The 13,318-nt window shown below is 71.6% G+C and carries 12 protein-coding genes; 3 read left to right on the top strand and 9 right to left on the bottom strand.

The window, feature by feature from the left end; translation table 11 throughout:
* Positions 1 to 140: 140 nt before the first annotated feature.
* From ABT118_RS04600 to ABT118_RS04580, 5 genes are all read right to left on the bottom strand, one after another.
* A complete protein-coding gene (locus tag ABT118_RS04600; protein WP_350644845.1) occupies positions 141 to 1,742 on the bottom strand; it encodes a serine/threonine-protein kinase in 1,602 nt (533 codons plus the stop codon).
* A gap of 231 nt (positions 1,743 to 1,973) precedes the next feature.
* On the bottom strand, positions 1,974 to 3,098 hold the full coding sequence (locus ABT118_RS04595) for a GuaB3 family IMP dehydrogenase-related protein (RefSeq protein ID WP_350644844.1): 1,125 nt from the start codon (positions 3,096 to 3,098) through the stop codon (positions 1,974 to 1,976).
* Positions 3,099 to 3,228: 130 nt separating this feature from the next.
* Complete coding sequence (gene guaB / locus ABT118_RS04590) at positions 3,229 to 4,731, bottom strand: IMP dehydrogenase (protein ID WP_350644843.1); 1,503 nt, start codon at positions 4,729 to 4,731, stop codon at positions 3,229 to 3,231.
* Between the two features lie 269 nt (positions 4,732 to 5,000).
* Positions 5,001 to 5,636: an RNA polymerase sigma factor ShbA gene (gene shbA, locus ABT118_RS04585; RefSeq protein WP_350644842.1), complete on the bottom strand. Its 636-nt coding sequence runs from the start codon at positions 5,634 to 5,636 to the stop codon at positions 5,001 to 5,003.
* A 209-nt stretch (positions 5,637 to 5,845) separates the two neighbouring features.
* Positions 5,846 to 6,457: a response regulator transcription factor gene (locus tag ABT118_RS04580; RefSeq protein ID WP_014136228.1), complete on the bottom strand. Its 612-nt coding sequence runs from the start codon at positions 6,455 to 6,457 to the stop codon at positions 5,846 to 5,848.
* A gap of 535 nt (positions 6,458 to 6,992) precedes the next feature.
* On the opposite strand from ABT118_RS04580, the gene ABT118_RS04575 reads away from it, so the two are divergent.
* Complete coding sequence (locus tag ABT118_RS04575; RefSeq protein WP_350644840.1) at positions 6,993 to 7,319, top strand: WhiB family transcriptional regulator; 327 nt, start codon at positions 6,993 to 6,995, stop codon at positions 7,317 to 7,319.
* Positions 7,320 to 7,370: 51 nt separating this feature from the next.
* Here the strand turns inward: ABT118_RS04575 and ABT118_RS04570 are convergent, their stop codons facing one another.
* The 3 genes from ABT118_RS04570 to groES form a co-directional block, all read right to left on the bottom strand.
* Positions 7,371 to 8,372, bottom strand: a complete 1,002-nt coding sequence (locus tag ABT118_RS04570; RefSeq protein WP_350644839.1) for a LysR family transcriptional regulator — start codon at positions 8,370 to 8,372, stop codon at positions 7,371 to 7,373.
* 125 nt (positions 8,373 to 8,497) lie between these two features.
* A complete protein-coding gene (gene groL, locus ABT118_RS04565) occupies positions 8,498 to 10,126 on the bottom strand; it encodes a chaperonin GroEL (protein ID WP_350644838.1) in 1,629 nt (542 codons plus the stop codon).
* Positions 10,127 to 10,228: 102 nt separating this feature from the next.
* Complete coding sequence (gene groES, locus ABT118_RS04560) at positions 10,229 to 10,534, bottom strand: co-chaperone GroES (RefSeq protein WP_057231242.1); 306 nt, start codon at positions 10,532 to 10,534, stop codon at positions 10,229 to 10,231.
* Positions 10,535 to 10,783: 249 nt separating this feature from the next.
* Here groES and ABT118_RS04555 point away from each other — a divergent pair, with 249 nt between their 5' ends.
* Positions 10,784 to 11,212, top strand: coding sequence for a DUF6234 family protein (locus ABT118_RS04555; protein ID WP_350644837.1), 429 nt, complete (start codon positions 10,784 to 10,786; stop codon positions 11,210 to 11,212).
* Between the two features lie 67 nt (positions 11,213 to 11,279).
* On the top strand, positions 11,280 to 12,476 hold the full coding sequence (locus tag ABT118_RS04550; protein WP_350644836.1) for a class I SAM-dependent methyltransferase: 1,197 nt from the start codon (positions 11,280 to 11,282) through the stop codon (positions 12,474 to 12,476).
* Here the strand turns inward: ABT118_RS04550 and ABT118_RS04545 are convergent.
* Positions 12,452 to 13,312: a polysaccharide deacetylase family protein gene (locus ABT118_RS04545; protein ID WP_350644835.1), complete on the bottom strand. Its 861-nt coding sequence runs from the start codon at positions 13,310 to 13,312 to the stop codon at positions 12,452 to 12,454. The two genes, ABT118_RS04550 and ABT118_RS04545, sit on opposite strands and share 25 nt — an antisense overlap.
* Positions 13,313 to 13,318: the final 6 nt, after the last annotated feature.

The following is a 13,318-nucleotide window of genomic DNA, read 5'->3' as shown; positions in this document are numbered from 1 at the left end:
GGACCGAGCTGATCGACCCGGCCTTCGACGCCCCGGGCAGTGACAGCACCAGCAGCCCGGCCCCGCACCCGGTCCGGCCGGCCGCCCTGCCGGGCGAGTCGCCGCCGGCGGCCGCCGGACGCGTCAGGGCCGGCCGACCGCTACGGCGCGGACTGGAAGCTGTCGAACGAGATCTGACGGGCCTGCACCAGCTCGGGCTTCGACCAGTCCGCGTCCGGCACGGTCCAGTAGATCGAGTAGCCGTACTTCCCGGTCACGAAGCCCCGCTCCATGGAGTGCTGGCGGACGCCCTTCTTGCCGTCGTACGTCCACTCCCAGTCGGCCGCGTTGGTCCAGGAGCGGAAGGTGAGCGCCCGGGTGCCCAGGCTCCGGTACCCGGGGAAGTTGCCCGCCGCGTCCATCTCCTCCCAGGCCTTCAGCGCGCTCGGCCCCGGCGACGCGGTCCACGCGACGATCAGCGTGATGCCGTTGCCCCGGTAGTAGAACTGGGCGCCGTCGTCGCTGACCCCCTCCGCCTTCAGCCAGTCCGGCATCCTGACGCTGAAGCCCTGCGGGCCGCGCACGTCCTGATAGCCCGGCAGCTGATCCGACGTCGCACCGGGGCCGGCACTCGGGCTCGGGCTCGGACTGGGGCTCGGACTCGGCGTCGCCGCCGGGGCGGCCGGGGTGCCCGCCGCCGGAGTGCCTGCGGCGGGAGCACTCCCCGCCGGAGCGCTCGCGGGCCCCGGCACGTTCGCCGCCGCCGTGCTCGGCGCGTCCTTGGCCACGCCGGCGGACTCGTCCTTCCACGGCTGCCAGACCGCCACCCCGGCCACCAGCGCCGCCACCACCAGCACGGCCGCCGCCACCAGCGGCCACCGCCGGGCGGGCCCCGCCACGGGTATCGCGGCCACCTCGGTGGTGGACTCCGCCTTGACCGTCCCCTCCGCGATCACCCGCCGCAGCATCGGCCGGGCGGCCGTGGCGTCCAGCCGCAGCGCCGGGTCCTTCTCCAGCAGCCCCTCGATCAGCGGGGTCAGCAGCCGCCCGGCGCACACCGGCGGCGTCAGCGGCTCGGTCATCACCGCCGTCAGAGTGGCCAGCGCCGAACCCCGGTCGTACGGCGGCCGCCCCTCGACCATCGCGTACAGCGTGCCGCCCAGCGACCACAGGTCGGCCGGCGGTCCGGGCTTCTGGCCCCGGGCCCGCTCCGGCGAGATGTACGAGGGGGCGCCGACCAGCATGCCGGTGGAGGTGACCGAGGTGTCGCCCTCCACGCTGGCGATGCCGAAGTCGGTCAGCACCACCCGGCCGTCGTCACCGATCAGCACGTTGGACGGCTTCACGTCCCGGTGCAGGATGCCCAACTCGTGGGCCTCGCCCAGCACTCCGAGCACCTCAAGGGCGATCTCGGCGGCCCGGACCGGCGTCAGCGGGCCGTCCTCCTTGATCACCTCGGCCAGCGAACGGCCGCCGACCAGCTCCATCACGATCCACGGGCGGTCGTCCTCCTCGACCACGTCGAAGACCGTCACCGCCGCCGTGTGCCTGATCCGGGCGGTCGCCTTGGCCTCGCGCAGGGTCCGGACCACCAGCCGGTGCCGGTCCTCCTCGTCGACGCCGCTCATCCGCAGTTCCTTGACCGCGACCACCCGGCCGAGCATCTCGTCCTCGGCCCGCCACACGGTGCCCATCCCGCCGCGCCCAAGCACCCCGGTCAGCCGGTAACGCCCGCCCAACAGTCGTCCGTTGGTCTCGGTCATTGCCACGTCCCCCAAAGTGCGGTCGGCCAGACCCCCATCATGTCGTGTCACCCCGCCGGAGTGTCAGCCGCCCCCGGACAGACCGGAGTTCGTACTCGACCCGTGATCGGAAATGCCTGTCCCCGGCCACATCCGCGCTGCTACCTTTCGCCATCGTCCGCCGGCGCCGTCCTGACCGATGCCGAAGGCCCCCGCCGTGTCACGGCGGGGGCCTTCGGTGCAGACGGACCGTCAGCGGTGCTGGTTCGGGTTGACCGTCACCTCGACGCGCTGGAACTCCTTGAGCTCCGAGTAGCCGGTGGTGGCCATCGCCCGGCGCAGCGCGCCGAACAGGTTCATGGTGCCGTCGGGGGTGTGCGACGGACCGGTGAGGATCTCCGCCGTGCTGCCCACGGTGCCGAGGTCGACCCGCTTCCCGCGCGGCAGCTCCTCGTGCACGGCCTCCATGCCCCAGTGGAAGCCCTTGCCGGGCGCGTCGGTGGCGCGGGCCAGCGCGGCACCGATCATCACGGCGTCCGCACCGCAGGCGATCGCCTTGGCCAGGTCGCCGCTGTAGCCGACCCCGCCGTCCGCGATCACGTGCACGTACCGGCCGCCGGACTCGTCCATGTAGTCCCGGCGGGCCGCCGCGACGTCCGCGACGGCGGTGGCCATCGGGACCTGGATGCCCAGCACGTTGCGGGTGGTGTGCGCGGCGCCGCCGCCGAAGCCGACCAGCACGCCGGCCGCGCCGGTCCGCATCAGGTGCAGCGCGGCGGTGTAGGTGGCGCAGCCGCCGACGATCACCGGGACGTCCAGCTCATAGATGAACTGCTTCAGGTTCAGCGGCTCGGCCGCGCCCGAGACGTGCTCGGCGGAGACCGTGGTGCCCCGGATCACGAAGACGTCCACGCCCGCGTCGACCACCGCCTTGGAGAACTCGGCGGTGCGCTGCGGCGAGAGCGCGGCGGCGGTCACCACACCGGACTCGCGCACCTCCTTGATCCGCTGCTTGATCAGCTCCGGGTCGATCGGCGCGGAGTAGATCTCCTGCAGCCGACGGGTCGCCTGGGCCTCGTCCGAGATCGTGGCGATCTCGTCCAGCAACGGCTGCGGGTCCTCGTACCGGGTCCACAGACCCTCGAGGTTCAGCACGCCGAGGCCGCCGAGCCGGCCGATCTCGATGGCCTGCGCGGGCGAGACCACGCTGTCCATCGGCGCCGCCAGGAACGGCAGCTCGAACCGGTAGGCGTCGATCTGCCAGGCGATCGAGACCTCCTTCGGGTCGCGGGTACGGCGGCTGGGGACGACGGCGATGTCGTCGAAGGAGTACGCCCGGCGGCCGCGCTTGCCTCGCCCGATCTCGATCTCAGTCACTTCGAGCCCTTCCTGCTGCTTGCTGGTCGCCCCAAGTATCCCGCACGTTCCCGCAGCGGGCGGACACGCCAGGGGCGCGGAGCCGCAGTGCTGCGGTTCCGCGCCCCTGGACCGGACGTTCGGGGTGGGCTCAGCGCCCGTGGTAGTTCGGCGCCTCGACGGTCATCTGGATGTCGTGCGGGTGGCTCTCCTTGAGGCCCGCCGAGGTGATCCGGACGAACCGGCCCTTGGACTCCATCTCGGCGACCGTGGCCGCACCGACGTAGCCCATGGTCTGCCGAAGACCGCCGACAAGCTGGAACAGCACCGTGGACAGCGGGCCGCGGTAGGGCACCTGGCCCTCGATGCCCTCGGCGATCAGCTTCTCGTCCGAGGAGACCTCGGCCTGGAAGTAGCGGTCCTTGGAGTACGAGCGGCCCTGGCCGCGCGATTGCATGGCGCCCAGCGAGCCCATGCCCCGGTAGGACTTGAACTGCTTGCCGTTGATGAAGAGCAGCTCGCCCGGCGACTCCTCGCAGCCCGCCAGCAGCGAGCCGAGCATCACGGTGTCGGCACCGGCGGCCAGCGCCTTGCCGATGTCGCCGGAGTACTGGAGGCCGCCGTCGCCGATCACCGGCACGCCGGCCGCCTGACAGGCCACCGCCGCCTCGTAGATCGCCGTCACCTGCGGGACGCCGATGCCGGCCACCACCCGGGTGGTGCAGATCGAACCGGGGCCGACGCCAACCTTCACGCCGTCCACGCCCGCGTCGATCAGCGCCTGGGCGCCGTCCCGGGTGGCCACGTTGCCGCCGACCACGTCGACCGCGACGGCCGACTTGATCTTGGCGATCCAGGACAGCGCGTTGTGGCTGTGCCCGTGCGAGGTGTCCACGACCAGGAAGTCCACGCCGGCGGCGACCAGGGCCTGGGCCCGCTCGAACGCCTCGGCGGAGGCGCCGACGGCGGCGCCGACCAGCAGCCGGCCCTCGGCGTCCTTGGCCGCGTTCGGGTACTTCTCGGCCTTGACGAAGTCCTTGACCGTGATCAGGCCCTTGATCCGGCCCTCGTCGTCGACCAGCGGGAGCTTCTCGATCTTGTGACGGCGGAGCAGCGCCATCGCGTCCTCGCCGGAGATGCCGACCTTGCCGGTGATCAGCGGCATCGGGGTCATGATCTCGCGGACCTTGCGGAACCGGTCCGACTCGAAGGCCATGTCGCGGTTGGTGACGATGCCGAGCAGCTTGCCCGCCTCGTCCGCGATCGGCACGCCGGAGATCCGGAACTTGGCGCAGAGCGCGTCCGCCTCGGCCAGCGTGGTCTCCGGGCCGACCGTGATCGGGTCGGTCACCATGCCGGACTCGGAGCGCTTCACCAGGTCGACCTGGTTCGCCTGGTCCTCGATCGAGAGGTTGCGGTGCAGCACACCGACGCCGCCCTGGCGCGCCATCGCGATCGCCATCCGGGCCTCGGTCACCTTGTCCATCGCGGCCGAGAGCAGCGGGATGTTCACGCGGACGTTCCGGGAGACCCGGGAGGAGGTGTCCACCTGGTTCGGGAGCACCTCGGAAGCACCGGGCAGCAGCAGGACATCGTCGTAGGTCAGCCCGAGCATCGCGAACTTCTCGGGTACGCCTGCGGCGTTGTAGGACATGAGTGGGGACCTTCCGTGGCGGCCGTCGATCTGATCGTGCCCGGTGAGGGTTCGGGCACGCTGCTCTCGAACCGGCACCAGCCTGCCACCAAGACACCCGAGGCTACTGGAGGAACCTCCAACGGAACCTCACGCGCACCCGCGAAACTTTGGCGACCTGCCCAGGCGCCGATACCCCATGGTACTGGCAACCGGTATGCCGAACTCGCGCCCCCTTGACAACAACAGGAACGCTCGATCCCTTCCAGGTCAGGAAGGGTCGGACCGGATCAGGAGGGCTCCTCGGCCAGCTCGGCCAGCGCCCGGAGCCGGCTGAGCGCCCGGTGCTGGGCGACCCGGACCGCGCCCGGGGACATCCCGAGCACCTCCCCGGTCTCCTCCGCCGACAGCCCGGCGGCCACCCGGAGCAGCACCAGCTCGCGCTGACGGGCCGGCAGGTTGGAGAGCAGCTCCTTGGCCCAGGCCGCGTCACTGCTCAGCAGTGCCCGCTCCTCGGGGCCGAGCGCGTCATCCGGCAGCTCGGGCAGGTCGTCGGGCGGGATCGCCGTGGAGCCGGGCCCGCGCATCGCGGCCCGCTGCAGATCGGCCACCTTGTGCGCGGCGATCCCGTAGACGAAGGCCTCGAACGGACGGCCCTCGTCCTTGTAGCGGGGCAGTGCGCAGAGCACTGCCACGCAGACCTCCTGGGCCACGTCGTCCACGTGGTGCCGGGCGCCGCCGGGCAGCCGGACCAGCCGGCCCCGGCAGTAGCGCAGCGCCAACGGGTGGACGTACGCCAACAGGGCCTCGATCGCCGGGCCTTCGCCCCGCACGGCCGCCGCGACCAGCACCGTCAGCTCGCCCGCCACCGATCCGGCCGTCGCCGAGGGCGGACCGCCGGCTCGGGGGGGATCGTCGTCGCGCATCGGTCCATGGTGCCTGGTCGGACCGGAAAACATGGCACCGCGTCCGGAGTTGTGCATCGGAACGTTATGCGCCTCCCCCACCGCCGCCTCCGCCCGCTGGTCCCCGAGGTGCTCCACTACTCCATGGTGCAGCCTCGGGACCGTAACGTCACACATCTGAGCGAGCGCTGGTGCCGCGGCACCAGAGGAGTCCGACCGGTGAGGGCCGGTCAGCGGACCAGGCCCCAGCGGAATCCGAGCGCCACGGCGTGCGCGCGGTCCGAGGCGCCGAGCTTCTTGAACAGCCGCCTGGCGTGCGTCTTCACGGTGTCCTCGGAGAGGAACAGCTCGCGCCCGATCTCGGCGTTGCTCCGGCCGTGGCTCATCCCTTCGAGCACCTGGATCTCACGCGCCGTCAGAGTCGGTGCGGCACCCATGTCGGGGCTGCGCAGCCGGCGCGGGGCGAGCCGCCAGGTCGGGTCGGCCAGGGCCTGGGTGACGGTGGCCCGCAGCTCGGCGCGCGAGGCGTCCTTGTGCAGGTAGCCCCGGGCCCCGGCGGCGACCGCGAGCGCGACCCCGTCCAGGTCCTCGGCCACCGTGAGCATGATGATCCGGGCGCCGGGGTCGGCCGAGAGCAGTCGGCGGACCGTCTCCACCCCGCCCAGGCCGGGCATCCGAACATCCATCAGGACGAGATCGGAGCGGTCGGCCACCCACCGGCGGAGGACCTCCTCACCGTTCGTCGCCGTGGTCACCCGGTCGACACCGGGGACCGTCGCCACCGCGCGGCGAAGCGCCTCCCGGGCGAGGGGGGAATCGTCGCAGACGAGTACGGATGTCATGACCGTCCTCCGCAGCTGATCCGCGTCACGTTGAGCCTCCTGGCTGGTACGAATCTCTCCGACACGGCCGAATGACGTAGGACTTCGATCGGACCGACGGTCTCCCGCGATCGTTCCCGACGTCCAGCGCCCGCTAACCGCCTCCGCACTTCCAACGACCGTCACTCGAATGAGTTACGGCTTTCAGGGCCATCTCCACCACTGTACGTGGCCGACCCGTTACCGATCAGCCGCATCGCGGTGCACACGCCGCGCTTTTGTGCTGCTCACACGCGTGCCGCGCACCACCGGCGCCCTCAGGCACCGCCACGCGCCCCCGGAGCAACCCGAATGCCACGCCGGTACCCGCCAAACGTCATGCCCCGTTTGTCCCTTTTTATAGCTTCTGTGCGGTCATTGACTGTTGTGCAACGCTATGAGTGACTTGTCCCAGTGGTTGCCGTAAGTCATATTTCCAGGTGTCCATACCGGCTCCGAGCAGCCTCGCCGCGCAGCCCGAGACTCCTCCAGCAGTCCATGAAGGGATACAAGAGCCATGGCAGACTTCTCCCGCCTCCCCGGCCCCAACGCAGACCTCTGGGACTGGCAGCTCTCCGCCGCGTGCCGCGGCGTTGACAGTTCGCTCTTCTTCCACCCGGAGGGCGAGCGCGGGGCCGCGCGCAGTTCGCGCGAGACAAGCGCCAAGGAGGTCTGCATGCGCTGCCCGGTCCGGACCGAGTGCGCGGCGCATGCGCTGGCGGTCCGCGAGCCGTACGGCGTGTGGGGCGGACTCACCGAGGACGAGCGCGAGGAGCTGATGGGCCGTTCGCGCAACCGGCTGGTCGAGGTGCCCCTCGCCATGCCGGCCACGATCAGGCGCTGAGCCCTCGTCAGACATCGAAGAAACGTTTCACCACCAGGCCGCGGCCCGGCGCTAGCGGTCGGCCGCCGCCCCGGCGAGCTGGTCCAGCATCAGCGCCACGGCCGGGACCTCGGCCAGGTCCGGCAGGGTCAGCGCCACCACCCGGCGCACCGCCGGGGCGCCCGACGCCGCCCTGACCGGTACCGCGGCCACCCCCGAGTGCCGCACCGCCTCCAGTGCGAGGCCGGGCAGCACCGCCACCCCGAGTCCGGCGGCCACCAGGCCGACCACCGCCGGGTAGTCGTCGGTGGCGAAGTCGATCCGGGGCTCGAAGCCCGCCGCCGCGCACAGCTCCACCAGATGGCCCCGGCACTGGGGGCAGCCCGCGATCCACTGCTCGCCCGCCAGCTCCGCCAGGTCGACCGGCCTGCTCTCGTCCCGGGCCGCCAGGGGGTGGCCGGTCGGGAGCAGGCCGATCAGCGGGTCGTCCAGCAGCGGCCGGACCACCAGGTCCGACCAGTCGTTCGCGGCCTGGCTGGCGGCCGCCTCCAGGGTCGCCTCGGCCCGCGCCTCGCGCGCCGTGGCGTGCGGAGCCGGCACCGCCGCGCCGCCGTGCGAGTCGGGGTACCGGAACGCCAGGGCCACCTCGCACTCACCGCCGCGCAGCATCGCCAGCGACTCCGGCGGCTCGGCCTCCACCAGCGACACGCGGACGCCCGGACGGGCGCCCCGCAACCGGGCGACCGCCGGCGGCACCAGGGTGGAGCTCGCGGTCGGGAACGACACCAACCGCACCCGGCCGGCCCGCAGCCCGGTGATCGCGGCCACCTCCTCCTCCGCGGCGGACAGGCCGGAGAGGATGCCGTTCGCGTGCTTCAGCAGCACCTGGCCGGCCTCGGTGAGCTGCATCCCCTTGCCGGAGCGCGCCACCAGCGGGGTGGCCACCGACTTCTCCAGCGCCTTCATCTGCTGGCTCACGGCGGGCTGCGTACAGCCCAGCTCCCGGGCGGCGGCGGAGAACGAACCGGTCCGGGCCACGGCACGCAGGACACGGAGATGGCGGGCCTCGATCATGCCTCAGTTATAAGCCATCCTTTGAGGCGACCGCGAATGTCGGACCCCGAGCCCCTGGGCGGCGAACGCCGAAGGCCCGGCCCCGCAGTGCGGGAACCGGGCCTTCGGTCAGGCGTGACGGAGCGTCAGTGCGAGTGGCCGTGGCCGCCGTGGCCGTGGCCGGCCGGCTCCTCGTCCGCGGGCTTCTCCACCACGAGGGTCTCGGTGGTGAGGAGCAGCGAGGCGATCGAGGCCGCGTTCTCCAGGGCCGAGCGGGTGACCTTGACCGGGTCGATGACGCCGGCCTTCAGCAGGTCGCCGTACTCGCCGGTGGCCGCGTTGAAGCCGTGGCCGTTCTCCAGCTCGGCGACCTTCGAGGTGATGACGTAGCCCTCGAGGCCGGCGTTCTGGGCGATCCAGCGCAGCGGCTCGGCGAGCGCCTTGCGGACGACCGCGACACCGGTCGCCTCGTCGCCGGTCAGGCCGAGGCTGTCGTCGAGCACCTTCTGGGCGTGCACGAGGGAGGCGCCGCCACCGGCGATGATGCCCTCCTCGACCGCCGCGCGGGTCGCCGAGATGGCGTCCTCGAGACGGTGCTTGCGCTCCTTGAGCTCGACCTCGGTGGCCGCGCCGACCTTGATCACGCAGACGCCGCCGGCCAGCTTGGCCAGGCGCTCCTGCAGCTTCTCGCGGTCCCAGTCCGAGTCCGTGTTGGCGATCTCGGCCTTGATCTGGTTGACCCGGCCGGCGACGGCCTCGGAGTCACCGGCACCGTCGACGACCGTGGTCTCGTCCTTGGTGATGGTGATCCGGCGGGCGGTGCCGAGCAGGTCGAGACCGGCCTGGTCGAGCTTGAGGCCGACCTCCTCGGAGATGACGGTGGCGCCGGTGAGGACGGCCAGGTCGCCGAGGATGGCCTTGCGGCGGTCGCCGAAGCCGGGGGCCTTCACCGCGACGGCGTTGAAGGTGCCGCGGATCTTGTTGACCACCAGGGTGGAGAGCGCCTCGCCGTCGACGTCCTCGGCGATGATCAGCAGCGGCTTGGAGGTGCCGCCCTGCAGGATCTTCTCGAGCAGCGGGAGGAGCTCCTGGATGGAGGAGATCTTGCCCTGGTTGATCAGGATGTACGGGTCCTCGAGGACCGCTTCCTGACGCTCGGCGTCGGTGACGAAGTACGGCGACAGGTAGCCCTTGTCGAACTGCATGCCCTCGGTGAAGTCGAGCTCCACGCCGAAGGTGTTCGACTCCTCGACGGTGATGACACCGTCCTTGCCGACCTTGTCGATCGCCTCGGCGATCAGGTCGCCGACCTGCTGGTCCTGGGCGGACAGGGACGCGACGGCGGCCACGTCCTCCTTGCCCTCGATCTCACGCGCGCTGGCGAGCAGGTGCGCGGAGACGGCGGCGACGGCCTTGTCGATGCCCTTCTTCAGGGCGGCCGGGCCGGCGCCGGCGGCGACGTTCCGGAGACCCTCGTTGACCAGGGCCTGGGCCAGCACGGTGGCGGTGGTGGTGCCGTCGCCCGCGACGTCGTTGGTCTTGGTCGCGACCTCCTTGACCAGCTGCGCGCCAAGGTTCTCGTACGGGTCGTCCAGCTCGACCTCACGGGCGATGGTGACACCGTCGTTGGTGATGGTCGGCGCGCCGAACTTCTTGTCGATGACGACGTTGCGGCCCTTGGGACCGATGGTCACCTTGACGGTGTCGGCCAGCTTGTTCACGCCACGCTCGAGCGAGCGGCGGGCGTCCTCGTCGAACTGCAGGATCTTCGGCATGATTCCGTTTCCTAAAGGGGTCTACTGACGACGGCGTGAGCCAACAACCGCGCCCCGGGCCCCTGTCACTGGTGACAAGAATCCGGGGCGGGCTGGTACGTCTTACTTCTCGATGATGGCGAGAACGTCGCGCGCCGAGAGAACCAGGTATTCCTCACCCTGGTACTTGACCTCGGTGCCGCCGTACTTCGAGTACAGGACGATGTCGCCGACGGCGACGTCCAACGGGAGACGCTGGCCGTCCTCGAAGCGACCCGGGCCGACGGCCAGGACGACGCCCTCCTGGGGCTTCTCCTTGGCGGTGTCCGGGATAACCAGGCCGGAGGCCGTGGTGGTCTCGGCGTCGAGCGGCTGGACCACGATGCGGTCCTCGAGCGGCTTGATGGCAACCTTGCTGCTGGCGGTCACGTCCGAGCTCCCCTTCGGAGATTACGGGGTTGTTCTTCAGGTAGGTGGCGATGAGTACGGGTCTGCCGTCGCGGGGGTCAGACTCGCTTCATCGCGTTAGCACTCACCCGGTGGGGAGTGCCAGGAACGACCATAGGCGGCCGTTAGCACTCAGTCAACCAGAGTGCCAACGGCGTGGCTCGGAGAACCGCCGGAAACGAGTACCGGTACTCATGTGCGAGGCCGCTCCCGGTGGGCAGAATTGCCGTCATGCCCGCTGCCGAGCGCCCCCGCCCCGACCTCGCGACCGACCTGGTGTCGGCGTTCCTGCTCCTGCTGCTCTCGGTCGGCGGAGCGTTCTACGCGGGGCTCACGCTGGGCCTGCGCGCCTGGGCCGCCTCCTCCTCCGGGGTCAAGCCGACGGGCTCCTCCGCCCTCCCTCCCCCGCCGCCGCCGTACGACTGGGTGCCGGTGCTGACCGTCGGCGCACTGGCGCTCTGGCTGCTGCTGGTCACCGGCTTCGCCTGGTACGGCCGGCTCCGGGTGACCGCCGTGCTGCACGGGCTGCTGCTCGCCGCGGTGCTACTGCTCGTCGGGGTCGCCCAGGTCCAGGAGCAGCGGAACACCCCGCCGCCCAAGCCCGCCCCGCTGCCCTCGGACTACCACCCCTGCTTCAGCGGCAGCGGCCGGTGCAACTGACCCTCCGGTCCCGGGGACGGAGCCGGAGCCGGGCGGACGCCCCGCCCCCGAGCGGCACAATGGCCCCGTGGAGATCGAATCGTTCCGGGCCCTGCTGACCGACCAGGGACAGGCCCTGCTGGCCGAGCTGCGGGAGTTCAGGCCCGGTGAGGAGCTGGTGCTGGCCACCCGGCTGCGCAAGCAGCACCCGGCCGAGCTGGTCCGGGCCGCGCTCGCGCAGGCCGGGCTGCGGCAGCGGGCCCGGGCCAAGTTCGGCGACGACGCGGACGCGATGTACTTCACCCCGAACGGGGTCGAGCAGGCCACCCGCCGCAGCGTGGCCGAGTGGCGGGCGCAGCGGTTCGCCGGGCTCGGGGTGAAGCGGCTGGCCGACCTGTGCTGCGGGATCGGCGGCGACGCGATCGCGCTGGCCCGGGCCGGGGTGCAGGTGCTGGCGGTCGACCGCGACCCGCTGACCTGCGCGGTGGCCGGGGCCAACGCCGCCGCCCTGGGCCTGGCCGACCTGATCGAGGTACGGCAGGCGGACGTGACCGAGGTGGACGTCACCGGGTACGACGCGGTCTTCACCGACCCCGCGCGGCGGACGGCGCGCGGCCGGGTCTTCGATCCGGAGGCGTACTCCCCGCCGCTCTCCTGGGCGGTCGAGGCGGCCCGGCGGACCCCGTACGGGGCGCTCAAGGTGGCGCCCGGCATCCCGCACGCACTGGTGCCCGAGGGCGCCGAGGCCGAGTGGGTCTCGGACCACGGCGAGGTCAAGGAGGCGGTGCTCTGGTTCGGCACCGGCGCCACCGAGCCGCACCGGGCCACCCTGCTGCCCGGTCCGCACAGCCTGACCGGCGGTCACCTGCCCGACCCGGCGCCCGGCCCGGTCGGCCGCTACCTGTACGAGCCGGACGGCGCGGTGATCCGGGCCCACCAGGTGGCCGAGGTGGCGCAGCAGGTGGACGGCCGGCTGATCGACCCGATGATCGCCTACCTGACCTCGGACCGGCTGGTGGCGACCCCGTACGCGCACGCGTACGAGCTGACCGACGTGCTGCCGTTCCAGATCAAGAAGCTCAAGGCCCTGCTGCGCGAACGCGCGGTCGGCACCGTGGTGATCAAGAAGCGCGGCATCGCCGTCACGCCCGAGGACCTGCGCAAGCAGCTCAAGCCCAGCGGCCCGAACAGCGTCACGGTGATCCTCTGCCGGACCGACCGGGGACCGCTGATGATGCTGGGTCAGCCGGTGACGGCGGGTCAGCCGGCCGGGGCCTGGATGTAGTCCTCCAGCCGGGCCACCGCGAAGCCCTGCTCCTGGATCCGGCGCAGCATCTCGGCGAACATCTCGGTCATCGTCTCGCCCTTGAGGTCCTTGGGACCCCGGAAGTGCGCCAGCACGATGTCGCCGGCCTTGAGCTTCTTGTCGGCGGCCTGGTACTGCATGTCGTGGATCTGCATCGACTCGCGCCAGAGCACGATCGCGCGCGGGCCGCACTGCTGCACCGAGGTGTTCAGCTGCGGGGTGTGCGCGCCGTCGCCGTACGGCGGGCGGAACAGCAGCGGGGCCTTGCCGTACTGCTGGGTGAGCGCGGTCTGGGCGTCGCAGACCTCGGACTTCTGCTTCTCCGCCGAGACCTTGCTGAGCTGGGCGTGGTCGGTGGTGTGGTTGTGCACGTGGTTGCCGAGCGCCTGGAGCGGCTTGAAGTAGCCGTAGTCGTCCTTGACGATGTCCCGGGTCAGGAACATCGAGACCGGCACCTTCAGGTCGGTGAGCATCTCGACGAACTTCGGGTCCTTCTCGGCCCCGTCGTCGATGGTGATGAAGACGACCTTGTCCTTGGTGGGCACCTCGCTGAAGACCGGCACCGGCCCGCTCGCGGTCAGCTTGACCGGCTTGTCGGCCGGGGCGGCCGGGGCCGCCGGCAGCGCGGTCAGCCCCCACTTGGCCCAGTTCCCGGCCGCTCCCTGCGGAGCCGACGGCGTCGGCGAAGGAGCGTCAACAGCCTTGCTCGGAGCGGGAGTCGAGGCCGGTGGACTGGCCGGCGACCGGCCTGCGGCACTGCTGCATCCGGTCACCAGCACCAGGGCGAGCGCAGCCACCCCGTACGTCTTCTTCACCGTGCT

The organism is Kitasatospora sp. NPDC002040 (assembly GCF_040296785.1).
GTDB lineage: Bacteria > Actinomycetota > Actinomycetes > Streptomycetales > Streptomycetaceae > Kitasatospora.
Note: the sequence above shows the minus strand (reverse complement) of the source record. Positions and strands in the feature narration are given on the sequence as shown.

Coding starts and splice junctions, on each gene's coding strand:
- ABT118_RS04600 (WP_350644845.1), bottom strand. CDS start 1,742: ATGACCGAGACCAACGGACGACTGTTGGGCGGGCGTTACCGGCTGACC.
- guaB (WP_350644843.1), bottom strand. CDS start 4,731: ATGTCCTACAACGCCGCAGGCGTACCCGAGAAGTTCGCGATGCTCGGG.
- shbA (WP_350644842.1), bottom strand. CDS start 5,636: ATGCGCGACGACGATCCCCCCCGAGCCGGCGGTCCGCCCTCGGCGACG.
- ABT118_RS04580 (WP_014136228.1), bottom strand. CDS start 6,457: ATGACATCCGTACTCGTCTGCGACGATTCCCCCCTCGCCCGGGAGGCG.
- ABT118_RS04575 (WP_350644840.1), top strand. CDS start 6,993: ATGGCAGACTTCTCCCGCCTCCCCGGCCCCAACGCAGACCTCTGGGAC.
- ABT118_RS04570 (WP_350644839.1), bottom strand. CDS start 8,372: ATGATCGAGGCCCGCCATCTCCGTGTCCTGCGTGCCGTGGCCCGGACC.
- groL (WP_350644838.1), bottom strand. CDS start 10,126: ATGCCGAAGATCCTGCAGTTCGACGAGGACGCCCGCCGCTCGCTCGAG.
- ABT118_RS04555 (WP_350644837.1), top strand. CDS start 10,784: ATGCCCGCTGCCGAGCGCCCCCGCCCCGACCTCGCGACCGACCTGGTG.